Origin of the sequence: Dactylosporangium sp. NBC_01737, from assembly GCF_035963215.1 — a bacterium.
GTDB lineage: Bacteria > Actinomycetota > Actinomycetes > Mycobacteriales > Micromonosporaceae > Dactylosporangium.
In genome coordinates this window covers 3,904,090-3,926,443 of sequence record NZ_CP109153.1, presented here as the reverse complement: position 1 = coordinate 3,926,443, position 22,354 = coordinate 3,904,090, and the positions used below count along the sequence as shown (strand labels likewise).

Annotated in this window: 21 protein-coding genes; 9 read left to right on the top strand and 12 right to left on the bottom strand. The window is 72.0% G+C overall.

Translation table 11 applies throughout. The annotated features are described in order from the left end of the window. The first annotated feature begins 62 nt into the window (after nucleotides 1-62). Nucleotides 63-2,219, top strand: coding sequence for a TRAP transporter permease (locus OHA72_RS17765; protein WP_327008931.1), 2,157 nt, complete (start codon nucleotides 63-65; stop codon nucleotides 2,217-2,219). Beyond that, entirely contained in the window at nucleotides 2,216-3,223 is a 1,008-nt protein-coding gene (locus OHA72_RS17760) for a TAXI family TRAP transporter solute-binding subunit (RefSeq protein ID WP_327008930.1), read from the top strand. Before OHA72_RS17765 ends, OHA72_RS17760 begins: the two co-directional genes overlap by 4 nt. A gap of 375 nt (nucleotides 3,224-3,598) precedes the next feature. Here OHA72_RS17760 and OHA72_RS17755 read toward each other — a convergent pair whose 3' ends face one another. Together OHA72_RS17755 and OHA72_RS17750 are read right to left on the bottom strand one after the other, a co-directional pair. After that, nucleotides 3,599-3,931 carry a hypothetical protein gene (locus tag OHA72_RS17755; protein ID WP_327008929.1) on the bottom strand — a complete coding sequence of 111 codons (333 nt, stop codon included), beginning with the start codon at nucleotides 3,929-3,931 and terminating at the stop codon, nucleotides 3,599-3,601. Between the two features lie 1,216 nt (nucleotides 3,932-5,147). Continuing rightward, nucleotides 5,148-7,472 (bottom strand): M28 family peptidase, encoded by a 2,325-nt coding sequence (locus tag OHA72_RS17750; protein WP_327008928.1) that lies wholly within the window; start codon nucleotides 7,470-7,472, stop codon nucleotides 5,148-5,150. Between the two features lie 163 nt (nucleotides 7,473-7,635). Between OHA72_RS17750 and OHA72_RS17745 the strand changes: the two genes are divergently transcribed. After that, nucleotides 7,636-8,013, top strand: coding sequence for a DUF6401 family natural product biosynthesis protein (locus OHA72_RS17745; protein WP_327008927.1), 378 nt, complete (start codon nucleotides 7,636-7,638; stop codon nucleotides 8,011-8,013). A gap of 22 nt (nucleotides 8,014-8,035) precedes the next feature. Here OHA72_RS17745 and OHA72_RS17740 read toward each other — a convergent pair whose 3' ends face one another. Genes OHA72_RS17740 through OHA72_RS17730 form a run of 3 tightly spaced genes read right to left on the bottom strand, consistent with a single transcriptional unit; the run spans nucleotide 8,036 to nucleotide 9,148 of the window. Next, nucleotides 8,036-8,314 carry a Smr/MutS family protein gene (locus OHA72_RS17740; RefSeq protein ID WP_327008926.1) on the bottom strand — a complete coding sequence of 93 codons (279 nt, stop codon included), beginning with the start codon at nucleotides 8,312-8,314 and terminating at the stop codon, nucleotides 8,036-8,038. Nucleotides 8,315-8,318: 4 nt separating this feature from the next. Next, on the bottom strand, nucleotides 8,319-8,699 hold the full coding sequence (locus tag OHA72_RS17735; protein ID WP_327011586.1) for a rhodanese-like domain-containing protein: 381 nt from the start codon (nucleotides 8,697-8,699) through the stop codon (nucleotides 8,319-8,321). Next, entirely contained in the window at nucleotides 8,693-9,148 is a 456-nt protein-coding gene (locus OHA72_RS17730) for a cysteine dioxygenase (RefSeq protein ID WP_327008925.1), read from the bottom strand. The genes OHA72_RS17735 and OHA72_RS17730 overlap by 7 nt, the downstream gene beginning before the upstream one ends. A gap of 144 nt (nucleotides 9,149-9,292) precedes the next feature. Between OHA72_RS17730 and OHA72_RS17725 the strand changes: the two genes are divergently transcribed. Both OHA72_RS17725 and OHA72_RS17720 read left to right on the top strand, forming a co-directional pair. After that, the gene (locus tag OHA72_RS17725) at nucleotides 9,293-10,246 is read left to right on the top strand and encodes an ATP-binding cassette domain-containing protein (protein ID WP_327008924.1); all 954 of its coding nucleotides are present in this window, start codon (nucleotides 9,293-9,295) and stop codon (nucleotides 10,244-10,246) included. Next, nucleotides 10,243-11,034, top strand: a complete 792-nt coding sequence (locus tag OHA72_RS17720) for an ABC transporter permease (protein ID WP_327008923.1) — start codon at nucleotides 10,243-10,245, stop codon at nucleotides 11,032-11,034. The genes OHA72_RS17725 and OHA72_RS17720 overlap by 4 nt, the downstream gene beginning before the upstream one ends. Here the strand turns inward: OHA72_RS17720 and OHA72_RS17715 are convergent. The 3 genes from OHA72_RS17715 to OHA72_RS17705 all read right to left on the bottom strand — a co-directional run bounded on the left by OHA72_RS17715 (nucleotide 10,955) and on the right by OHA72_RS17705 (nucleotide 16,054). Then, nucleotides 10,955-14,059: an AfsR/SARP family transcriptional regulator gene (locus OHA72_RS17715; protein WP_327008922.1), complete on the bottom strand. Its 3,105-nt coding sequence runs from the start codon at nucleotides 14,057-14,059 to the stop codon at nucleotides 10,955-10,957. The genes OHA72_RS17720 and OHA72_RS17715 overlap by 80 nt on opposite strands. A gap of 55 nt (nucleotides 14,060-14,114) precedes the next feature. Beyond that, a complete protein-coding gene (locus OHA72_RS17710; protein WP_327008921.1) occupies nucleotides 14,115-15,149 on the bottom strand; it encodes a S1 family peptidase in 1,035 nt (344 codons plus the stop codon). A 116-nt stretch (nucleotides 15,150-15,265) separates the two neighbouring features. After that, complete coding sequence (locus OHA72_RS17705) at nucleotides 15,266-16,054, bottom strand: phosphatase (RefSeq protein WP_327008920.1); 789 nt, start codon at nucleotides 16,052-16,054, stop codon at nucleotides 15,266-15,268. A gap of 60 nt (nucleotides 16,055-16,114) precedes the next feature. Between OHA72_RS17705 and OHA72_RS17700 the strand changes: the two genes are divergently transcribed. After that, nucleotides 16,115-16,756, top strand: a complete 642-nt coding sequence (locus tag OHA72_RS17700) for a hypothetical protein (RefSeq protein ID WP_327008919.1) — start codon at nucleotides 16,115-16,117, stop codon at nucleotides 16,754-16,756. A gap of 12 nt (nucleotides 16,757-16,768) precedes the next feature. On the opposite strand, the gene OHA72_RS17695 is transcribed toward OHA72_RS17700, so the two are convergent. The 3 genes from OHA72_RS17695 to OHA72_RS17685 form a co-directional block, all read right to left on the bottom strand. Beyond that, a complete protein-coding gene (locus OHA72_RS17695; protein WP_327008918.1) occupies nucleotides 16,769-18,106 on the bottom strand; it encodes an LCP family protein in 1,338 nt (445 codons plus the stop codon). Between the two features lie 66 nt (nucleotides 18,107-18,172). Beyond that, the gene (locus OHA72_RS17690) at nucleotides 18,173-18,298 is read right to left on the bottom strand and encodes a hypothetical protein (RefSeq protein WP_327008917.1); all 126 of its coding nucleotides are present in this window, start codon (nucleotides 18,296-18,298) and stop codon (nucleotides 18,173-18,175) included. Nucleotides 18,299-18,401: 103 nt separating this feature from the next. Then, on the bottom strand, nucleotides 18,402-19,376 hold the full coding sequence (locus OHA72_RS17685; RefSeq protein WP_327008916.1) for an isopenicillin N synthase family dioxygenase: 975 nt from the start codon (nucleotides 19,374-19,376) through the stop codon (nucleotides 18,402-18,404). A gap of 75 nt (nucleotides 19,377-19,451) precedes the next feature. On the opposite strand from OHA72_RS17685, the gene OHA72_RS17680 reads away from it, so the two are divergent. From OHA72_RS17680 to OHA72_RS17670, 3 genes are read left to right on the top strand one after another with little or no spacing between them, the layout of a single operon-like run. After that, nucleotides 19,452-19,682, top strand: coding sequence for a helix-turn-helix domain-containing protein (locus OHA72_RS17680; protein ID WP_327008915.1), 231 nt, complete (start codon nucleotides 19,452-19,454; stop codon nucleotides 19,680-19,682). Continuing rightward, entirely contained in the window at nucleotides 19,682-20,230 is a 549-nt protein-coding gene (locus tag OHA72_RS17675; RefSeq protein WP_327008914.1) for a Clp protease N-terminal domain-containing protein, read from the top strand. The genes OHA72_RS17680 and OHA72_RS17675 overlap by 1 nt, the downstream gene beginning before the upstream one ends. Nucleotides 20,231-20,248: 18 nt before the next feature. Continuing rightward, nucleotides 20,249-21,289 carry a winged helix DNA-binding domain-containing protein gene (locus OHA72_RS17670; RefSeq protein ID WP_327008913.1) on the top strand — a complete coding sequence of 347 codons (1,041 nt, stop codon included), beginning with the start codon at nucleotides 20,249-20,251 and terminating at the stop codon, nucleotides 21,287-21,289. Here the strand turns inward: OHA72_RS17670 and OHA72_RS17665 are convergent. Next, on the bottom strand, nucleotides 21,238-22,290 hold the full coding sequence (locus tag OHA72_RS17665; RefSeq protein ID WP_327008912.1) for an FAD-dependent oxidoreductase: 1,053 nt from the start codon (nucleotides 22,288-22,290) through the stop codon (nucleotides 21,238-21,240). The two genes, OHA72_RS17670 and OHA72_RS17665, sit on opposite strands and share 52 nt — an antisense overlap. Nucleotides 22,291-22,354 lie beyond the last annotated feature (64 nt).

Sequence of the window (22,354 nt, the reverse complement as noted above, 5' to 3'; positions counted from 1 at the left end):
TCGCGACCAAAAGCTTAACTATCACGGTTACGAATATTCATGAAATCTTGTACTCTCCGGCCGTGCCGGAACCTGAAGATGCCAGGCCGGGCGTGGTGGACGCCGTCCCGGGCGAGGGCGTCGCGCCCGCGGCCGTCGAGGATGTGGACGCGACGCTCAAGGATGAGAGCGTCCGGGAGCTCGCTGCCCAGTTCGAGGACGAGAAGCCGGGCCGGCGGCTCGGCGGGGTGGTCGAGGTCGGGGTCACGGCCGTCGCCGCCGCGTCGGCGTTGCTGGTGCTGTGGCAGGTGTTCCGGCCCCTGGCCCAAGGCGGCCAGTACTACCTCGCCGTCTTCCTCAGCGGCGTCCTGCCGCTCGTGTTCGTGGTCTATCCCTCCGGTATCCGGCTCCGCCGTTCCCCTAAAAAAGACGCATTCGCAAGCGAAGCACCCGCAGACGCAGACGCGGACGACGTACCCGCGAAGCCCGCCGCCGGGCCGACCGCCGGTGACTGGATCCTCGCCGCGGTCACCCTCGCCGCGTGCGCCTATCCGCTGCTGCCGTTCGCCAGCGGCGGCTACAACGCGTTCCTGGACCGGCAGGGGCAGCTGGATCCCCTCGACGTCGCCATGGGTACCGCACTGCTCCTGCTCGTGCTCGAGGCGTGCCGGCGTACCACCGGCTGGGTCCTGCCCGTCGTCTGCGGGCTGTTCCTCGCCTACGACTACTACGGCGGGTACCTGCCGCAGCACTGGTCGCTGGCGCATCTCGGGCTGGACTTCGATCAGATCGTCGACGCGCTGTACAACTCGCAGAGCGGCTTCTACGGCACGCCGCTGGACGTGGCCGCGTCGTACATCGTGCTGTTCACCATCTACGGCGCGGTCCTGGACGCCTCCGGGGCCGGCGCGTTCTTCGTGGAGCTGTCGGTGGCGGCGTTCCGGCGGTCGCGGTCCGCCGCGGGACGCACGGCCGTCGCGTCGGGGTTCCTGCTCGGCACGGTCTCCGGGTCCGGCGCCGCGACCACGGTCAGCATCGGCGCGGTCACGTGGCCGATCCTGCGCCGCGCCGGCTATCCGGCGGACCGGGCCGGTGGCATGCTCGCGGCCGCCGGGGTCGGGGCGATCCTGTCGCCGCCGACGCTGGGTGCGGCCGCGTTCATCATCGCCGAGTACCTCGACGTGTCCTACCTGGCGGTGCTCGGCTGGGCGACGATCCCGACGCTGCTGTACTACCTCGGCATCCTGCTCGCGGTCGAGATCGACGCCCGGCGGTTCGGGGCGCGGCCGGTGGCCTTGCGGGTCCGGTCGCCGTGGGCGTTGCTGGGCCGGTTCGGGTACCACTTCGCGTCGCTGCTGGTGATCATCGTGCTGCTGGCGCTGGAGCAGCCGGCGACCCGCGCGGTCATCTACGCCACGATCCTCGCCGCGCTGCTGTCGTTCCTCGACCGCCGGCACCGGCTCACCCCACGCCGGCTGGTCACGTCCCTCGCCGCCGGTGTCCGCGGGGTCCTGCCCGTCGTCGCGGTCTGCGTCGCGGCCGGCATCATCACCGCCAGCACCACCAAGACCGGTCTCGGGCCGCAGATGTCGGGGCTGATGGTCGACTGGGCGCAGTCACTGGCGAGCGGGCACACGGCGGTGATCGCGCTGACCGCCGTGTTCGCAGCGGTCGCCCTGACACTGCTGGGGCTCGCGGTACCGGTGACCGCGTCGTTCATCATCGGCTGGGTCATCATCGGGCAGGCGCTGCTCGAACTCGGCATCGACAAGCCCGCGACCGCGATGTTCATCTTCTACTTCGCGGTGCTGTCCGAGGCGACCCCGCCGACCGCGCTCGCGTCCGTCGCCGCCGCGGCCGTCACCGGCGGCAAGGTGTTCCCCACGATGTGGCAGACGCTGCGGTACGCCCTTCCCGCGTACCTCGTGCCGATCGCGTTCGTCGTCACCCCGGCGGGCCGCGGGCTGCTCGGCTTCGGCGGCTGGGACGACATCGGGTTCGCGTTCGCCGCGTCCGCGCTCGGGGTGCTCGCGCTGTCGGTCGCGGCCGGCGGCTGGCTCCTCGGCGCCGGCCCGGCGGGGATCGTGGCCCGCGTCATCGCCGGCCTCGCCGCCCTGGCCCTGTTGTGGCTCTCCCTGTGGACGGTCGTCGCCGGCGTCGCCCTGCTGCTCGTCGCGGCCCTGCTGGTGATCGTCTCCGCATCTCGTGCAACCCCATCTCTGGAGGAGGAACCCGCGTGAAATCCCGGATCCTGGTCGCCGCATTGACCCTCGTCGCGTTGGCCGGCTGCGGGGGCCGGCAGGACGCGAACACGAAGGACACCAACACCGCCGCGGCGATCACGTGCGAGGTCACCGCCGACACCCGCATCTCGATCGCGACCGGCAACACCACCGGCGTCTACTACGTCGTCGGCAACGCCCTCGCCACCCAGGTCACCAAGGCCACGAACGACAAGGTGAAGGCGACCGCGGCGGAGACCAGCGCCTCCGTCGCCAACATCCAGGGCCTCGACAAGGGCACATACCAGGTGGCCTTCTCCCTGTTCGACAGCGCCACCGACGCCGTGCAGGGCAAGGCCGCCTTCGACGGCAAGCCGGTGAAGATCGCCGCCCTGGGCCGCATCTACGACAACGCCACCCAGGTCGTCGTCCGCAAGGACTCCGGCATCACCTCCGTCGCCGGCATGAAGGGCAAGCGGATCTCGACCGGCTCGCCGAACTCCGGCACCGAGGTCATCGCCAAGCGCATCCTCACCGCGGCCGGCCTCAACCCCGACACCGACATCCAGCCGCAGCGCCTCGACCTGCCGAAGACGACCGAGGCGATGAAGGCCGGCACGATCGACGCCTTCTTCTTCTCCGGCGGCCTGCCCACTGGCGGCGTCACCGACCTGTTCACCACCACCGCCGAGAAGGTCCAGCTGCTCGACCTCGGCAGCCTCCTGCCGGAGATGCAGAAGCTCGGCCCCGCCTACCAGGAGGGCACGATCCCCGCGGCCATCTACAAGACCGCAGCGGACGTGAAGACGATCGTGGTCCCCAACGTCCTGCTCGTCCGCGAGGACATGGACGCCAACCTCGCCTGCGTGCTGACCAAGACCCTCATCGAGAAGCGCGAGGAACTCGCCCGGGCCAACGCGGCCGCAAAGGGCATCACCCTGGAAACGGTCCGCAAGACCGACCCGGTCCCCCTGCACCGCGGCGCCGTGGCCGCCCTGGACAAGGCCGGCGCCGCGAAGTAACGCACCTCCGCTCCGGGCCGCCCCGCCACCCACAACGGGGCGGCCCCACACACTCGGCCTGCCATCGGCCGGATGCGGGGGCTCGCACCTCGCCGGCGCATTCACAGGACCGCCGCTCGGGACGCTTCACAGGACCGCCGCTCGGGACGCTTCACAGGACCGCCGCTCGGGACGCTTCACAGGGCCACCGCTCGGGACGCTTCACAGGACCGCCGCTCGGGACGCTTCACCAGGCTGGCGCTCGGGACGCTTCACAGGACCGCCGCTCGGGACGCTTCACAGGACCGCCGCTCGGGACGCTTCACCAGGCTGGCGCTCGGGACGCTTCACAGGACCGCCGCTCGGGACGCTTCACCAGGCTGGCGCTCGGGTGCTTCACCGGGCTGCCGCTCGGTGCTGCGCGAGGATGGTTTCCAGGGCCGCCTGGATCTCCCGCGCGGCGAGCTCCGCCCTCCGCAGCGCCGCCAGGTCCTCGGCGTCGGCCGGGTAGAACGTCAACCGGCCGTCGTCGTGCAACGTCATCGGCACGTCGACACGGTCCAGAATCACGCCGAGCAGCTCCTGCCCATGCCGCAGCGCCGCCGACGACCTGCGCAGCGCATCGGCGGTCGCGCGGCGCTCATCCCGCAGCCGCAGTGCCGCCTCCCGCATCGCCCGCCAGTCGCCGCGGACCCGCCACACATCGTCGACCGTGACCGCCGCCGTCATGACTCGACGGTAAAGGCGCCCGCTCCCACCGGGGAAGCAAGATCTTTCTCCTGTGGATAACTCTGGTGCCTGCTCTTCGCGTACCTGTTTGGCATGCCCGCAATAGAAAATCCAGCACCGTCGAGCGCATCATTCGTGCTACAACACCGCTCGCAGTTAAAAAGCGAAACCCATCGACGACTGGACCGAGTGGTACCGCGCGCCGGACGGCGATCTCCGAGGGCCGCTCATGATCGAAGGACGGCCATGGCCGCCCGGGTGACCACCCCGGTCCTTCGATCAAGACGGAGTCCTCACGGATCCCGGCGAGCGCCTCGACACGTTTATGATATGGGCGATTTGCAATGACTTCGACCACAGCGACGACGGCCTTCGGCCACCGCCCGTGCCGTGCCCAGGGTGATGCCAAGCCAGCCCGCGCTACAACACCACTTGCAGTCAAAAGCGAAACCCATCGACGACTGGACCGAGTGGTACCGCGCGCCGGACGGCGATCTCCGAGGGCCGCTCATGATCGAAGGACGGCCATGGCCGCCCGGGTGGCCACCCCGGTCCTTCGATCAAGACGGAGTCCTGGCGGATCCCAGTGAGCACCCCGGGAACGTTACGATATGGGCGATTTGCGATGACTTAACCAGCGACGACGGCCTTCGGCCACCGCCCGTGCCGCGCCTGGGGTGATGCCAAGCCAGGCCCGCGCTATAACACCGTTTGCAGTCAAAAAGCGAAACTAATCGATGAGTAGACCGAGTGGTACCGCGCGCCGGACGGCGATCTCCGAGGGCCGCTCATGATCGAAGGACGGCCATGGTCGCCCAGGCGGCCACCCCGGTCCTTCGATCAAGACGGAGTCCTGGCGGATCCCAGTGAGCACCCCGGGAACATCGCGATATGGGCGATTTGTGATGGCTTTGACCAGCGACGGTGTTGTAGCACCGAATGATGCGCCCGACGGCGCCGGACCATGTGAGCGCGGACCTGGCTTGGCATCACCGCAACTACGGCACGGACGGCAACCGCGCTACCCGCCCGCGCCGCCGCAGGCTGCGCGAAACCACCGAGCCCCGAGGACCGACACCAGGAACCACTCCAAGCGGCGTACCCCCAAGCGGACGAGCAACCGCAAGACGACCACACGATCCTTGGGGACGACGGGCGGCAACGAAACACCCGGCCCGGGCCTGAAACCGCGTCAGACCCGGACAACCGGAAACGGTCAGACGGTGACAGTCACCGCGACAGCGGCAAGCTCGCTGGAGTGGCTGCCGAAGACGCCGACGGTCGGCGGGCGGGGAGTGAAGCCGGGCAGGGCGTCGAGGCCGTCGCTGCCGTCGACCAGGCGGAGCTTCAACGGCTCGGTGCCCTGCAGGACGAGGGTGACCTCGATGCCGTCGGTGGGTGGGCCGTGGAAGACGACGCCGAAGCGATCCTGCTCGGTGAGATACGTCAGGGCGTCGCGGCCGGCGACGGTCGCCTGCTGGACGCGGTGTGAGCCGACCTCGCCGTAGAAGGAGACGAAGCGGACGGGGCGCTGGGAGGCGAGGCGGAAGCGGACGGTGCGACGGTCGCCGGCGGTGGTGTCGGACAGGACGGTGACGGCCGGGGCGGCCAGCGGGGCGGCCTCGGCCGGGCCGACGGAGAGCCGGCCGGCGGGCAGGACCGGGAAGAGGCGGTCGAGGGCCTGGTGGTTGCGGACATACCGGGAGGTCCAGGCGCCCGGGGACCGCTCGAGGCTGACCCATTCGGCGGTGCCGGTGTCGCGGTCCAGTGCATACATGAGGTGGGTGGGCTCGGGGTGGCCGGCGTCCCAGCTGTCGACGACCATGCCGGTGGTGGTGCAGGCGAGCGCGACGGCGAGGGCGGCGGCGGCCGGGGCGGCGCCGAGCGGGCGGTGCCGGGCGGCGTCGGCGGGGCGGAACAGGGGCTCGAGCGCGGGCAGGGCGGCGAGGCCGAGCAGCGCGGCGAACAGTGCGGGGGCGGCGCCGGTGGCGAGGCCCAGGGCGGGGAAGAACAGGGCGACGGTCGGGGCGAGGATCAGCACGGCGACGCCGGCACCGGCGGTGAGGACGACAGTCGCGAGCCAGGGCTTCGGCACGTGGAGCGCGGCGATGCCGGCGAGCGCGCCGAACAGGGCGGGCAGGGCGACGAGATAGGAGCCGCCGGGGATGGCGGCGGCGAAGACCAGGCCGAGGACCGCCAGGAGAGCCAGGGCGCCGGTCGCCAGGGGGACGGGCCCGACCCGCCGGCGGGTCAGGGCATACCAGGCCAGCAGGACCGCGGCGGTGAGCGCGACGACGCCGAAGCGGAACCAGGTGGGCCTGGCCGGGTCGGGCAGCTCGCCATAGCCGGGGCGCAGCGCGACCAGCAGCGTCCACAGCAGCTGGGCGGCGACGGCGACGGCGATGAGCGGCACGAGGGCGAGGCCGAGGCCGGCGAGGGTGCGGGGCACGGAGGTCAGGCCACGGCGGCGGGCCAGGAACACCAGGGCGGCGACGGCGAGCAGGGCGAGGACGGCGATCGGCCAGGTGAGCGCGGACGGGTAGCGCAGCAGCAGGCCCGCGAACGGGAAGTAGACCGCGTCGCCGGAGGCGGGGCGCAGCAGCGGCGGGAGGTCGGCGCCGCCGAGCTCGCGGGCGAGGGCGAGGGCGTTGTCGCCGTGGTGCTGGAGGCTGGCCTTGTCCATCGTCGAGGGCCGGTCGAACGGGCTGTGGTAGACGCTGGACCCGTCGATGTAGGCGGTGTTGAGGCCGGTGAAGCGGGTCTGCGCGAGGAACGGGGTGAAGTCGGTGTCGTTGGACAGCAGCCGGTAGACCTCGACGGCGAGGCTGGTGCCGACGGGGTGTGGGGTGCGGGCATAGACGTCGATGAGGTCGGCGTTGCCGACGGACGTCTGGAACATGACGGCGGGGCCGCTGCTGCCGCGGGCCTCGAAGTTGAGCACGACGGACGGCTTCTGGCCCAGCGGGTGCCGGCTGACGAACGCCTCGGCGCCGCACAGGCAGGCCTCCTCGGCGTCGGTGAACAGGAACACGACGTCGTTGCGGGGCGCCGCGCCGGTGGTCAGGGCGCGGGCGACCTCGAGCAGGGTGCTGGTGCCGGCGCCGTCGTCGTTGGCGCCGTAGCTGACCTGGACGGAGTCGTAGTGCGCCAGCAGGACGACCTGGCCGGTGGAGGCGGAACCGGGCAGCACCGCCACGACGTTGCGGACGCGGGCCATGCCGCCGTCGCCGAACTTGCCGGCGTTGACCCCCACGGTGTCCTGGACCTCCGGGCGCAGCCCGTAGCCGGTGAGGGTCGACACGATGTGCTCGCGGACCCGGTCGGCGGCGGGGCTGCCGGTGACGTGGACCTCCTGACCGATGCGCTCGACGTGGGTGAACGCGCGGGCGGCGGAGAAGTCACCGGCGGGCGCCGAGGCGGGGCGGGGCGCCGGCGGCTGGACGTCGGCGATGCCGAGGAACGCGAGCAGTGCCAGCACCGCGACGGTCGCGGCGGCCGCGAGGGGTCGCCGCGGCGGTGCGGCGAAGCTTCGGTCGGACAAGGTGTGCCTCCTGTGGGGTGCCCACATTCTGCACGGGACCACCGACAGAAACAGCGCGGGAAGGCAAGGGGCGTCGCCCGGACGGAGTGCAGTGGGTCATGAACGGGTGCCGGATGGTTGTTGGGGATCCCAGGGAGCCCCGGACTGCCTAGCGTCATCGTCCATGAGCAACGAACTCACCCCCGCCCCCGCCGCGTTCGACGCGAGCTACCTCGCCACCGCCGAGCTCGACGCCCGGTACTACCTCGACCAGGTGATGGCCATGGTCGGCGTCGACGGCCTGGTCGAGGCGCTGGCGCAGCCGTTCCTGCTGGCGAAGGTCGACCAGCACGCCGCCGCGGTCCGGCAGAGCATCACCGCCGCCGGGCGGAACATCGACTCGATCTCCCTGGCCGGTTACGCCCGCAGCGTCATCGCCGTGCACCAGCGGCACGGCCGGCCGCTGCCGACCCCGGACAGCATCGACTGGTCCGACGCCGACTGGACGGTGCTGCGCCTGGTGTCCGTGTGCTCCCTGGCCGACGCCGCGGACGCATTCTGACCGGCAAAGGACACAACAAAAGCTACCGCCGGCCCCGACCGGCGGACTCGTTCCAGCGGAAATGCACGAAGACCCGGCCGAAGTTGTCCGAGTCCTTCTCCACCCGGTGATACAGCGCCTTGATCTCGCGCTGGTCCAGGAACCGCAGGACCCGCTTCTTGAGCGCTCCCGAGCCTTTCCCGGGGATGATCTCGACGAGGGTGGCCCGTTTGGCCACCGCCTCGTCGATGATCCCCTTCAACGCGCGGTCGATGTCGCCGCTGCGGTTGAAGATGTCGTGAAGGTCCAGCTTCAGTTTCACGCCACTAGTTTGACACTGGCAGCCCGGCGCGTTTCCACGCCTGGAAGCCACCGGCCAGATCGGTGGCGAGGTGCAGGCCCAGGTCCTGCAGTGCGGCGGCGGCGAGCGAGGACGTGTAGCCCTCGGAACAGAAGACGACGACGGGCAGGTCGTACCGGTCGGCGATGGGCAGCCGCGCGTCGCTGCGGGGGTCGAATCGCCACTCCAGGACGTTGCGTTCGACGATGAGCGCCCCTGGGATCCCGCCCTCGGCGGCGCGCTGCGCGGCGGGGCGGATGTCGACCAGGATCGCGCCGTCCGCCACCTCGGCGGGCGTCACCCGGGTCAGGCGGGCCCGCGCGGCGTCCAGGATGTCGTCGATCGAGCGACCGGGCGCGCTCACCAGTCCGCTCCGGCCTGGGAGACGGACTCGACGCTCAGGCGGCCCTCGTGCAGCCGGTAGCGGGTCATGACGGTGAGTGCCGGCCCGTACACGTGCACGGTGACGGCGGGGCGGGTGCCGGCGTTGACGACGCGGTGCACGTGGTGGGCGCCGAAGCGCCGGGCGCTGCCCTCGGCCATCGTGGTGTTGAGCAGCGAGCCGTTCCGCACGGTCTGCTCGACGACCGCACCGGACACGACGGTGAACGCGCCGGCGGAGCCGCCGTGGTCGTGCAGGTCGGTGGCCTGGCCCGGGAGCCAGGTGAGCAGCCACACCTCGTGGTCGTCGGCGGTGTGCAACCGCCCGTACCACCGCTGGCTCTCCTCGTAGCGGGGCGCGAACGGCCACGCCGACGGGTCCTCGGCGTGCCAGCGGGCGACGGAGAGCAGGTCCGTCCGGGTCGAGACAGTCATGGCAGATACTCCATTATTCTCATCTACTTAGTATGAATTACTATCACACGCCACCGCCGGACGCGACGGCAACAGGCGGATGTGCGTGAAATGACAGCGGCGTGCGGCACCCTGACGGAGGACACACCAAAGGGGGAACGCACCATGAGCTTCGCTTTCCAGGCCACCGGCCTGGTCAAGCGCTTCGGCAGGACCACCGCCCTGGCAGGCGTGGACCTCGCCGCCGAGCCCGGCACCGTGCTCGGTGTCCTCGGGCCGAACGGCGCCGGCAAGACCACCGCCGTGCGCATCCTCGCCACCCTGCTGCGCCCCGATGCGGGCACCGCGGTCGTCGGCGGGTACGACGTCGTCAAACACCCCGCAGCGGTCCGCCGCATCAGCGGGCTCACCGGGCAGTTCGCCTCCGTCGACGAGGACCTGACCGGGACCGAGAACCTGGTCCTCATCGGCCAGCTGCTCGACCTGCGCCGGCGCGACGCGAAGTCCCGCGCCACGCAGCTGCTCGCCGACTTCGACCTCAGCGAGGCCGCCGACCGGACGGTCAAGACCTACTCCGGCGGCATGCGGCGCCGCCTCGACCTGGCCGCGAGCCTCGTCGGGCGGCCCGCGATCGTCTACCTCGACGAGCCGACCACCGGCCTGGACCCCGCCAAACGCGAGGACGTCTGGAACATGGTCCGGGCCCAGGTGGCGGAGGGCACCACGGTGCTGCTCACCACGCAGTACCTGGAGGAGGCCGACGCCCTCGCCGACGAGATCTCCGTGATCGACCACGGCAAGGTGATCGCGCACGGCACGCCGGCGCAGCTCAAGCACATCGTCGGCGGCCAGACGATCAGCGTGCGGCCGGCCGACCCGGCGCACCTGGACACCGTCTCGACCATCCTCGCCGGGATCTCCGGCGGGCAGGTCGAGTCCCGCGGCCGCGGCGTGCTGTCGGTGCCCGTCGACGACGGCCGGACCCTCGGCACCGTCGTGCGCCGCCTGGAGGAGGCCGGCATCGACGTCATCGAGCTCTCGCTGCACCTGCCGAGCCTCGACGAGGTCTTCTTCACCCTGACCCGCGGCACCGACAAGAAACAGGAGGTGACGGTGTGACCACGCTGATCGCGGCCGTGCCCGGCCGGCCGTTCGGGCTGGTCCGGCACAGCCTGGTGATGGCCCGGCGCAGCCTCATCAAGACCATGCGCACCCCCGAGCAGCTGCTGGACGTGACGCTGCAGCCGATCATCTTCATCGTGCTGTTCGTGTACCTGCTCGGCGGCGCCATCGCCGGTTCCCGGCACGACTACCTGCAGTTCCTGCTGCCGGCGCTGATGGTGCAGAACGTGCTGTTCGCCTCGGCGCCGACCGGGGTCAGCCTCAACACCGACATCAAGACGGGGGTCTTCGACCGGTTCCGCAGCCTGCCGATCGGCCGGTCCGCGCCGCTCATCGGCGGTGTGCTCGGCGACATGATCCGGTTCGTGGTGTCGATCGTGGTGATGCTGGGGTTCGGGTACCTCCTGGGCTTCCGCTTCGGCACGAACCCCCTCGCCGTCCTCGCCGCGTGCCTGCTGGTGATGTTCCTGGCGTTCAGCTTCAGCTGGATGTTCGTGCTGCTGGGCATGCTGGTGCGCGAACCCGGCGCGGTCCAGGGCCTCGGCTTCGTGATCATGTTCCCGCTGACGTTCGGCACCAACGTGCTCGTGCCGACGAACACGCTGCCCGGCTGGCTGCAGGCGTGGGTGAAGGTCAACCCGGTCGCCGACGCGATGCAGGCCGCCCGCGGGCTGATGGTCGGCGGGCCGGTGCTCGACGCGGTCGTCAAGACCGTCCTGTGGTCACTGGGCATCCTGGCGGTCTTCGCGCCGCTCGCCGTGCGTGCCTACCGGCGCAAGGCCTGAGACGAGCGACATCGCCGCGGCGCGGTCCATCTCCGCGCCGCGGCGCACGGCGTCGTCGTAACGGGCGGCGCCGAGCTGCTCGCGCAGCGCCGCGGACTGGGCGAGCAGGTCCGCGTTGGACAGGTCGTCGCCGCCGGCGAGGGCGCGGGCCACACCGAGGATCTCGGCCGCGGTCACCGGCTCGCGGGCCCGCGGCCAGGGCCGCCGCGCCGACCGCGATCTGCGCCACGACCGGCATGTCCCGCACCGGGACGGCCAGCCCCAGGGCCTCCGCCAGCCGCGCGGCGGCGCCCGGGAGGTCACCGCGGCGCAGGTCCAGCTGCGCCCGGCCGACGAGCACGATCGCCCGGTACTGCGGCGCGACGAGCGGCGACTCCGCCTGCCGGCGCCACGCCTCCACGTAGCAGCGCTCCGCCTCGTCGAGGTCACCGTCGTGCCTGGCCAGCTGGCCGAGCTCCAGCATCGCGTGGGAGATGTCCCGCGGCAGCGACGCCGGGTCGCCGGCGAAACGCTGCAGCTCGGCGCGGGCGACTGCGGGGCCGTCGATGTGGCGGCGGATCGCGGCGAGCCGGATGCGCTGGTACGCCTCGCTGGTGCGGACGCCGAGCTGGTGGTGCAGCTCGATCGACTCGGCGAACAGCGCGGCGGCGGCGGTGAAGTCGCCGCGGCGGGCCCGCGCGTCGGCGATCGAGGCGAGCGTCATCGACAGCCCCCACCGCTCCCCGACCCGCCGGAACTCGACCGCGGCGGACTCCTGGGCGGCCAGCATGCCGTCCATGTCGCCGTCGTTCTCCCGCAGGTGCCCGAGGATCGACAGCAGCATGCCCCGTGACCACGGCTCCAGTGGCTCGGTGAGCCGGCGCCGGATCGCGGTGGCGCCGTTGGTGCTGTCGTCGCGGAACATCATCACGACCGGCTCGATCAGCCCGACGAACGGGTGCCCGGTGCCCGGCGGTACCTGCGCGGCGAGGGCGAGGCAGCCGTCGAGGAGCCCCTCGGCGAACTGGAAGTCACCGGCGAAGCCGCTGTTGATGATGTACACGGCGAGCACGACCGTGCGCACGTGCGCGGGCACGTCGCCGGGCACGTCGAGGATCCGCCCGAGCAGGCCGGCCGCCTCCGCGTGGTTGTCCTCGAACGTCCAGAACCAGGCGCACGCGGCGCCGAGCCGGAACGCGGTCGCGGCGTCGCCGGTGTCGCAGGCGTGGGTGACCGCGGCGTGCAGGTTCGCCCGCTCCGGCCGCAGCCGCGCCAGCCAGTCGACCTGCGCGGCGGTGCGCAGGTGCGGCTCGGCATGCTCGACGAGGGCCAGGAAGTGCGCGGCGTGCGCCGACCTGACCGGGGCGGCCCGGCCGGCGCGGATCAGCTCCTCCAGGGCGAACTCGCGGATCGTCTCCAGCATCCGGTACCGGACCGTCCCGCCCGGCACGACCTGCAGCAGCGAACGGTCCACGAGCATGTCCAGGAGCGGCTCGGCGTCCCGTACACCGGCGACGGCGGCCGCGGCTCCGGCGTCGAACGTGCCGGGGAACACCGCGACCGCCGCGCCGAAGTCACGCTCCGGCTCCTCGAGCAGGTCCCAGCTCCAGGCGACGACCGCGTGCAGGGTCCGGTGCCGGGGCAGGGCGGTGCGGCTGCCGCCGGTGAGCAGCCGGAACCGGTCGTCGAGGCGGGCCGCGAGCTGCTCGGCGGTGAACGAGCGCAGCCTGGCCGCGGCCAGCTCGATCGCGAGGGGCAGCCCGTCGAGGCGGCGGCAGATCTCCTCGGCGGCCGGGGTCACCTCGAACCCGGGCCGCACCGCCTCGGCGCGGTCCCGCAGCAGCCGCACGGCGGGCCCCGGCGGCAGGGGGCCGACGGGGAACAGGGTCTCGCCGAGGATGCCGAGCGGCTCGCGGCTGGTCGCCAGGATGCGCAGCTTCGGGCAGCGGCCCAGCAGGTCCTCGCTGAGCTTCGCGGCGGCCTCGACGACGTGCTCGCAGTTGTCCAGGACGAGCAGCGCGTCGGCGGGGGCGAGGAGCTCGGCGAGCCGGCCGGTGACGTCGCCGCGGCGGAACCGCTGCGGCGGGTCGAGCTGGCCGCCGGTGTCCAGGGCGCGCAGGACGGCGGACGGCACGTCGGCGGCCTCGGCGACCGGGGCGAGCTCGACCAGCCAGGCGGTGTGCGGGTCCCGGGCGGCGACGGTCGTGGCGAGCCGGGTCTTGCCCGCGCCGCCGGGGCCGACGAGCGTGACGAGCCGGCGGTCGAGGATCTGCGCGGCGAGGCGCTCGACGTCGTCGTCGCGGCCGACGAAACTGGTCAGCGGGGTGCGCAGGTTGCCGCCGGGGCGGTCGGTGAGCGCCAGCAGGTGCGCCTGGCGCAGCTGCGGCGACGGGTCGACGCCGAGCTCCTCGGCGAGGTGGTGGCGGCACTCCTCGAACGCGGCCAGGGCTTCGGCCCGCCGGCCGTCGGCGTGCAGCGCCGTGATCAGCTGCGCCGCGAGCCGCTCCCGCAGCGGGTGCGCGGCGGTCAGCTCCCGCAGCCGGGCCACCAGGCCGGGTGCGCGCGGGCCGACGGCCTCGGCGTGGTCCTCGGTCGCGGCGAGCCGCAGCTCCTGCCAGCGGGCGGCGAGGGCGTCGTCGACGTCCGGCGGGCCGCGCCACAGGTCCAGGGCCTCGGCCAGCAGGGTCGCGGCGCGGGCCGGGTCGCCGTCGCGCAGCGCCCGCCGGCCCTCGGCGGCGAGCCGCTCGAACCGGTGCGCGTCGACGTCGCCGGGCGGGACGTCGAGACGGTACCCGCCGGCGCCGGACACCAGCGCCGGGTGCCCGTCGAGGGTCTTGCGCAGCCGCGACACCAGCGACTGCACGGCGTTGGCGGGGTCGGTGGGGGTGGTGCCGGGCCACAGTGCCGCCGCGAGCCGCTCCACGGAGACGAACCGGCCCGGTTCGCAGGCGAGCCGGACCAGCAGCGTGCGCAGCCGGGCGCCGGTGACGTCGACGGACCGGCCCTCGATCGTGACCGTCAACGGCCCCAGGATCCCCACCCGCATGCGCACCACTGTGCCACCCGCCCTGCCGCGGCGGGTGGCACAGGTGGGGCCGGTACTAGTAGACGCTGACGCCGTAGACGCTCAGCGCCTCGGTGACCGGCTGGAAGTACGTGACGCCGCCGCTGCTGCAGTTGCCGCTGCCGCCGGAGGTCAGGCCGTGGGCCGTGGAGCCGGAGAACAGCGAGCCGCCGCTGTCGCCGGGCTCGGCGCAGACGGTGGTGCGGATCAGGCCGGTGACCCGGCCCTGCGAGTAGGTGACGGTCGCGTTGAGCTGCGTCACCGAGCCGCTGCGCACGCCGGTGGTGGAGCCGCTGCGGCGCACCGACTGCCCGACGCTCGGGGTGCTCGCGCCGGTGATGTCCTGGAACGAGCCGTTGTACAGCGACACGTTGCCGGGGTGCGCGACGCCGGCGGCGTACCGGACGATGCCGTAGTCGTTGCCGGGGAAGCTGGTGCCGGTCCGGGTGCCGAGGACCGAGCCGCTGCTCGTCGTCCACGTCGCGCCGATGTTGGTGCAGTGCCCGGCGGTCAGGAAGTAGTACGTGCTGCCGCTGACCACGTTGAACCCGAGCGAGCACCGGGAACCGCCGGCGTAGATCGCCTGGCCGCCGGAGATCGTCGGCTGCAGCGCGCCGGGGAGCCGCTCGATCGTCGCGCCGCTGCCGAGTGCCGCGACGGTCGCCTCGATGGTCTTGACGTGCTCGGCCGTGACCGTCGGGTCGATGGAGACGACCACCTGGTTGGCGACCGGGTCGACGGCCCAGGCGGTGCCCGGGACGGAGACCTTCGCGTCGAGGGCAGAGGTGATGCGGGCCAGCTCGGCGCCGCTGTGCTTGACCTTGCGGGCCACGGCACCGGTCGACTCGACGCTCTTGGCGGTGTTCGCGTCGGTGACGGTGACGACCATCTTGCCGAGCTGGGCGTCCCAGTAGGAGCCCGCGGTGGCGAGCCCGAGCTGCTCGACGAGCGCGTCGGTGCTGCCGATCGGTGCGGCCTGTGCCGGTGACGGCGTGAGGACCGAGCCTGCGACGAGGGCGGTGCCCGCGGCGATGACCACGGCGCGACGGAGTCTGGACCTTGTGAGTCTCACGTGAGCCTCCCCTATATCGGAGCCGATAAATATCGGCCGCGACCGATGCTGTCATCGGACGGGGAGGCCCACAAGGTACGGGGTCCAAATTGCCCCATAGCACCCGTGTCATATCACTAAGCGGCTATCCCTTCTAGGAGGTATGCGCTGATCGGTCCGTACAGATGCGGCTGGACGTTGTCGTCGATCGGCACCGTCACCGACACCCGGCCCTCGGCCTCGCCGACGAACAGCGCCGGGTCGTTGCTGTCCGCGAACGACACCACGTCCAGCCCCGCGGCGGCCGCCGCACCGGCGAACCCGTGGTCGGCGAAGACCAGGTCCGGCATCGCGGCACCGGTCGACTCGAGCTCGTCGAGCATCGCGCGCATGCCGTCCGGCGAATGCGTGTGCCACAGGGCGATGCCCCGCTCGGCCGCCATGGCGACCCCGCCGACGTACCGCACGGCCAGGGGGAACTCCCGGTTGTCGTAGCGGCCCGGCCGCCGCAGCGCCACCCCCGGCGCCGGCATCAGGATCTCGCAGCCCGCCGCCCGCAACGCCGCGACGACCGCCAGGTGGACCTCGACGATCCCGGCCGGATGGCCGGACGCCACCAGGACCCGCTCCCGGCGCTGCGCCGCGACCCGCAGCCGCTCCCGCATCCGGTCCAGCGCCGCCACCGTCTTGTACGGGTCGATCACGTCGGTGCCCGTCGACCGCACCGGGTCGGGGTCGATGCCGACCCGCTCCGCCATCACGCCCAGCACCTGCGCCAGTGTCCACGTCTTCAGCGGTGCCAGGCCGAACAGGTATCCCTCGTGACCGTCGGCGAACGCCGCGGCGTTGCCATGGTTGGAGGCCCGGGTGGTCTCGACATCGCCGGCGAGGAGTGCTTCCCGAAGATAACTCACAAGCTCAGGCATGTGACCCATGGTATGCAAGCACCTCTGCGGCGCCGAGGAAAGCGGCCTAAGGTCACAGTCATGGCCGACGTGTATCTCGAGGTGACTGACAAGAAGGTGTTCGCGGCGAGTCTGGACTGGCCGGGCTGGGGCCGCTTCGCGAAGACCGAGGACGACGCGATGGGCGCGCTGGCGGACTACGGCACGCGGTACGCGCCGATCGCCGCCGCGGCCGGCTACGCCTTCCCGGCCTCACCCACGTTCAAGGTCGTCGAACGGGTCCCGGGGACCTCCGCCACCCAGTTCGGCGTCCCCGACGCCCACCCCGACGCCGACAACCGCGCCGTGACGAAGGCCGTCGCCGACCGGCACAGGAAGCTGCTCACCGCCGCATGGGAGGCGTTCGCCGCGTTCGCCGCGACCGCGCCCGCGTCCCTGCGCAAGGGGCCCCGCGGCGGCGGCCGGGACCGCGACAAGATGATCGACCACGTCTACGGCGCCGAGGCCGGCTACGGGCGCAAGATCGGCTTCAAGCTCCCCCAGCCGGCGATCGACGACACCGCCGCGATCGCCGCGATCCACGACGAGGTCGTCGCGATCCTCGGCCGGCCGCACGACGGCGGTCCCCTGGTCGACAACGGCTGGACCTCGCGGTACGCCGCCCGCAGGTACGCCTGGCACGTCCTGGACCACCTGTGGGAGATGCAGGACCGGGCCGAGTAGGCGGGGCGGCGCCTAGCTGGAGATCAGGCTCGTGTGCTGGGCCATGAACTCCTCCAAGGTGTTGCCCTTGACCGCGGCGAGGAGCTCCAAGGTCGTCGGGTCGAGCGCCTCCGCGCCCGGGTTCTCCGACGAGGAGAAGAAGGTGCCGTTGTTGGTCTTGACGGTCAGCAGGCTGTCGCCGCTGATGCCCTTCATCGCGAAGATCCAGTCGTCGAGGCCGATGCCGCCGGAGTCGATCGTCATCGACTGGCCGATGACGTCGAGGACCTTCTTGAGCTTGCCGGGGTCGGTGAGCACGTCCTTGCTCAGGATCTGCTTGAACAGGGCCTTGATGAACTGCTGCTGGTGACGCTGCCGGTCGTAGTCGCTGTTGGGCAGGGTCTCGCGCTGGCGGACGTAGTCCAGGGCCTGCCACGGCTCCAGGTGCTGGTAGCCGACGTGGTAGGTCTGCGGGGTGACGCCGGCGACCGGGATGAGGGCGGTGCCGCCGCTGCCGTTGTCGCGCTGGATGAAGGGGACCTTGGTCTCACCCTTGGCGTCGTGACCGATGTGGACGGACTTGACCTCCTGGTCGACGTACATGTCGACCCCGCCGAGCACGTTGACGACGTTCTGGAAGCCGGTGAAGTCGATGATCGCGGCGGCGTCGAACGTGATGCCCCAGTTCTCCTCGATGGTCTCGGCGAGCAGCGTGACGCCGAACTTGCGCTGCTCCTTGCCCGTGGTGCCGAGGCCGCCGATCGCGAACGCACCGTTGATCTTGTCGTGGCCGCCGGTGTAGCGGTTCTTGCCGTTGTCGAACTTGGGGATCTTCACCCAGGTGTCACGCGGGATCGAGACCAGGTACGCCGAGTCGTGACTCGCCGGGATGTGCAGGATGATGATCGAGTCGGAGCGGATCGCCTCGGACTCGTCCTGGCCGGGGCGCGGGTCGATGCCCATGAGCAGGATGTTCTTCGCGCCGCTGATCGTGACGTGCTTGCCCTGCTGCTCGGCGGCCGGGACGATCAGGTCCTCCTGCTTGACGTTGCGCGTGGCGTAGTTCATGACCACGTCCTTCGCCACGAACGCGCCGCCCGCCAGCACCATCATGAGCGCGCCCGCCACCACCAGCGCACGCGCCCATCTGGGGTCCTTGTGGCTACGCCGCAGCGAGCCGCCCTTCGAGGGCCCGCCCTTCGAGCGGGACTTCGAGCCTGACTTCGAACGGGGAGCGCGAGCGGACGACGGCGGCCGGCTCGACGAGGAGTCGTCGGCCGGCCGGTCGTCGAGGCTCACGTCCCCGGCGAGATGCTCGTGGCGTTGGAACACGTCCCGCAGCTCCTGTTCGAGCGTGGCGTCGGAGGTCATACCCCAATGACGGTATGAAGGGCGCCAGTGATTGCACTTGGTGTTGCCTCGTAGTCACCTGGGAGTTCAGCCGCCGACCACGATCACGCCGATGACGCTGACCAGGACGAGGACGGCGAGGAACACCAGCATGCCCTGCTCGCTGTCGAGGTTGGTGAGCTTGCGGGTCGTGGTGGGGGTCGGCGTGGTCATCGGGGGCCTCCTGTTGCGGTGTGGTGACTCAAACGGTAGGGACACCGCCCACAGGTTTGCTCCCGTCATCGTGCCAGCCCCCCGAACAGCGCTTTTGCAGGGTCTAACCGATGTTCGGGGCCTCCTGGTGACGGGTGTCCGCGCGCAGTTCTGGGAACACCTTGCCCACCTTCCCGACCAGATATGCGCCGTACGTGCCGGTGAACGCCCGGAGGTCCTGTCCGTCCCACCGCTGCCCGCCCGCGTGCCCCGTCGCGGGCAGCGGCGGGACCTCCTGGCTGAAGCCGGGGTCGAAGAAGAACGGGAACGACAGCCGCTCGTTGCCGCTGAGGTTGCGGACCCGGTGCGGGGTCGAGCGGTACCAGCCGCCGGTCATGCGGTCGAGCATGTCGCCGATGTTGCACACGAAGGTGCCGGGGATCGGCGGCGCGTCGAGCCAGCCGTCCGGGGTGCGCACCTGCAGCCCGCCGTTGCCGTCCTGCAGCAGCAGCGTCAGCAGGCCGTAGTCGGTGTGCTCGCCGACGCCCCACTCGTCGCTGCCGGGCTCCGACGGCGGGTAGTGGAAGATCCGGAACAGCACGGTCGGGTCGGCGGTGTAGGACTGCTCGAAGTACCCGGCCGGCAGCCCCAGGCTCAGCGCGACGCCGCGCAGGACCCGCTGCGCGACCTCGCTGAGCAGCGCCATGTACTCGAGCACCACCGGCCGCAGGTCCGGCACCTGCCCGGGGAACAGGTTGGCGCCGTGCAGCGGCAGCCCGGCGCGCACCTGCGGGGCGTCGGGGCCGAGTTCGGTGCCGAAGTAGATGCCCTCCTTGCGGTCGGGGACACCCGAGGTCAGCTCGGCGCCGACGGGGAAGAAGCCGCGCCAGGCCCGGCCGCCGCGGGCCATCGCGATCTCCATCTTGTCCGGCGCAGGCAGGGCGAAGAACGTCCGCGCCGCGGCGTCGAGCCGGTCGGTCAGCGACGAGGGCACGCCGTCGCCCTTGACGTAGAAGAAGCCGCTGCTGCGGCAGGCCGCCTCGATCTCCGGGGCGGCGGTGGCGGGGTCGGAGATGTCGATGACCGGCAGTGCGTCCATGCGACGGAGAATATGCGCCCCGAACCGCTGTCAACCAACGTTGACACTCGCGATGCTGTCAACTACGGTTGACACATGACGGAAGCAGGCGATCTCGCCGACGCCGCGGCAAGCCCGGATCCCAGGATCGGACTGCGGGCGGCGGTCGCGCTGCGCCGCCTCGCCGACGCGCTCGAGAACCTCCAGGTCGACAACGCGCGCCTGCACGGCTGGTCGTGGCAGGAGATCGCGGACGCCCTCGACGTGACGCGCCAGGCGGTGCACAAGAAGCACGCCGGCCGGACCCCAGTGATAGGAGAGCAGTGATGTTCGAGCGGTTCACGACCCGGGCCCGCACGGTGGTCCACACCGCCCACGAGGAGGCCGACGCCCTCGGCCACCGCACGGTGGGCACCGAGCACCTGGTCCTGGCCATGTTCACCGCCGGCGGCATCGCCGCGGACGTGCTGCACGCCTGCGGCATCGAGGCCGCCGAACTGCGCGCGACCCTTGCCGCCGGTGACGACGCGGCCGCGCTGCGCTCCGTCGGCATCGACCTCGACGCGGTCCGCGAGAGCGTCGAGCAGACGTTCGGGCCCGGCGCCCTGGAGCGGGCCGAGCCACCCCGCCGCGGCGGGTTCCTGTTCCGGCGCAGCAAGCTGTCCGGCCGGTTCGGCAACGACGCGAAGAAGGCGCTCGAGCTGTCGCTGCGGGTCGCGCTGTCGATGAAGCACAACTACATCGGCACCGAGCACCTCCTGCTGGGCGTCCTGCGCGACGAGCGCGGCACCGGCGGCCGGCTGCTGCGTGAGCAGGGCATGAGCTACGAACGCACGATGGACCTCGTGAAGGCCGCGCTGCGCGACGTGGCCTGACGGCTACCGTTGGGCCGCATGGAGCGGACACTGACGTGGCGGGATCTCAATCGCGCCCTGCTGGCCCGGCAGTCGTTGATCTCCCGGGTGCGGGATGACCCCGCGACCGTGCTCGAGCGCATGGCCGGTCTGCAGGCGCAGTACGCACCCTCGATGTACATCGGGCTGTGGACCCGGATCGAGGGGTTCGAGCGGGAGTCGCTGACCCGGCTCCTGGAGTCCCGCGAGGTCGTCCAGGCGACGCTGCTGCGGGCCACCATCCATCTCGTGTCGCGGGCCGACTTCTGGCCGTTCGTCGTCGGCGTCCGCGATGCCCGGCGCGACTGGTACCACCGCGTCATCCGCAACAACGTCGGGCCCGAGGAGCTCGCCGAGGCCGCGAAGGGCCTGGAGGCGCTGCTGCGGGAGCGGCCGCTGCGGCGGACCGAGATCGACCAGCGCTACGGCGCGGCGGTCCGCGGAGGCGTCGGCATGTATCTGGACATGGTCCGGGTGCCACCGTCCGGCACCTGGGCCCGCCGGCGCGCCGACCTCTTCGGGCTCGCAAAGGACTGGGTCGCCCCGACCGCCGTCACCGTCGCCGAGGGCCGCGAGCTGCTCGTGCGGCGGTACCTCGGCGGCTTCGGGCCGGCCCACCGCTCCGAGATCGCCGACTGGGCCGGCCTGAGCGTCGCCGACATCACCAAGGTCCTGGCGCCGATGGAGCTGCGCCGCTTCCGCGACGAGCGGGGCCGGGAGCTCGTCGACCTGCCGGACCAGCCGCTGCCGGACCCCGGCACCCCGGCGCCGGTGCGGTTCCTGCCGACCTACGACGCGACCCTCCTCGCGCACGCCCGCCGGAGCCTGATCCTGCCGGAGGAGCACCGCACGAAGGTGTTCCACGTGCGGATGCCGCAGTCGATCGGCACGTTCCTCGTCGACGGCCAGGTCGCCGGCACCTGGACGGTCAGCAAGAGCGGCGTCGTGTCGTGGGAGCCGTTCGCGAAGCTGCCGGCGGCGGTGCGCCGTCAGGTCGACGCGGAGGCCGGGGCGCTGACGGCGTTCCACTCGACGTCGTAGTCGTACATCCAGGCGCCGCCCTTCTCCGCGAACCGCTTGAAGAGCAACGGCATCATGACGTCGCGCAGCCGGGCCGCGACGGGTCCCGCGACCTTCGCGTCCCGGTTCGCGCCGGCCACCTTCAGCATCTGATCGGTGCGGGGGCGGCGCAGCTGCTCATACCGCGCGAGCGCCGCACCGACCGACGGCACGTCCCGCAGGCACTTCGCCAGCACCACGGCGTCCTCGACGGCGAGGTTCGCGCCCTGCCCGGCGCCCATCGGGTGGGCCGCGTCGCCGAGCACGAGCATGCCGTCGCGGTGCCAGCGCCGCACGCCACCCGGCATCGCCTGCATCACGGTGCGCGGATGCCACTGCGTGGTCTGCCGGATCAGCTCCGCCGCCGGCCCGCGGTCGCCGGCGAACAGCGCGGCGAGCTCCTCCGGCCCGGGCGTCCCGGCGGGCGGGCGGTCCGCGGGGACCTGCGCGGCCCACAGGGTGCCGTCCGCGGTCGGCGCGGACACCATCGTCGCCTTGGCCCCGAACATGATGGTGAACGCGCCGGGTTCGACGGGGTGCGCCGAGCGGCCACCGACGGTCCACAGCCCGGCGTACCCGGGGACCGGCGCGTCCGGGTCGATGACGGTGCGCAGCCGGGAGTGGATGCCGTCGGCGCCGACGATGAGGTCCGCACTCTCGGTGCCGCCGCCGGCGAACGTGGCGGTCCCGCCGGCCGCGTCAACCAGTCGCCGCCCGGTGACGATCCTCGCGCCGGCCTCCTCCGCGAGGCCGCGCAGGGTCTCCACCAGGTGCCCGCGCATGAGGGTCACCCGGCGCCGGGACGCCTCGCCGAGCTGCTTACCCCGGCCGCTGCGCAGCCGCAGCAGCGGCAGCTCGATGCTGCGGGCCGCCACGGCCGCCCGGCAGCCGATCGCGTCGAGGGCCCGCAGCCCGTTGTCGCCGAGGCTCACGAACGATCCGACGTCGCCGGCGGGGTCCGCGTACGCCTCGAACACCGTCACGTCCCAGCCGATCCGGCGCAACGCGATCGCCGCAACCGGTCCCGCGACCCCCGCCGCCGATGAC

Coding starts and splice junctions, on each gene's coding strand:
- OHA72_RS17700 (WP_327008919.1), top strand. CDS start 16,115: ATGGCCGACGTGTATCTCGAGGTGACTGACAAGAAGGTGTTCGCGGCG.
- OHA72_RS17685 (WP_327008916.1), bottom strand. CDS start 19,376: ATGGACGCACTGCCGGTCATCGACATCTCCGACCCCGCCACCGCCGCC.
- OHA72_RS17725 (WP_327008924.1), top strand. CDS start 9,293: ATGAGCTTCGCTTTCCAGGCCACCGGCCTGGTCAAGCGCTTCGGCAGG.
- OHA72_RS17680 (WP_327008915.1), top strand. CDS start 19,452: ATGACGGAAGCAGGCGATCTCGCCGACGCCGCGGCAAGCCCGGATCCC.
- OHA72_RS17730 (WP_327008925.1), bottom strand. CDS start 9,148: ATGACTGTCTCGACCCGGACGGACCTGCTCTCCGTCGCCCGCTGGCAC.
- OHA72_RS17670 (WP_327008913.1), top strand. CDS start 20,249: ATGGAGCGGACACTGACGTGGCGGGATCTCAATCGCGCCCTGCTGGCC.
- OHA72_RS17695 (WP_327008918.1), bottom strand. CDS start 18,106: ATGACCTCCGACGCCACGCTCGAACAGGAGCTGCGGGACGTGTTCCAA.
- OHA72_RS17745 (WP_327008927.1), top strand. CDS start 7,636: ATGAGCAACGAACTCACCCCCGCCCCCGCCGCGTTCGACGCGAGCTAC.
- OHA72_RS17755 (WP_327008929.1), bottom strand. CDS start 3,931: ATGACGGCGGCGGTCACGGTCGACGATGTGTGGCGGGTCCGCGGCGAC.
- OHA72_RS17690 (WP_327008917.1), bottom strand. CDS start 18,298: ATGACCACGCCGACCCCCACCACGACCCGCAAGCTCACCAACCTCGAC.
- OHA72_RS17715 (WP_327008922.1), bottom strand. CDS start 14,059: ATGCGGGTGGGGATCCTGGGGCCGTTGACGGTCACGATCGAGGGCCGG.
- OHA72_RS17675 (WP_327008914.1), top strand. CDS start 19,682: ATGTTCGAGCGGTTCACGACCCGGGCCCGCACGGTGGTCCACACCGCC.
- OHA72_RS17705 (WP_327008920.1), bottom strand. CDS start 16,054: ATGCCTGAGCTTGTGAGTTATCTTCGGGAAGCACTCCTCGCCGGCGAT.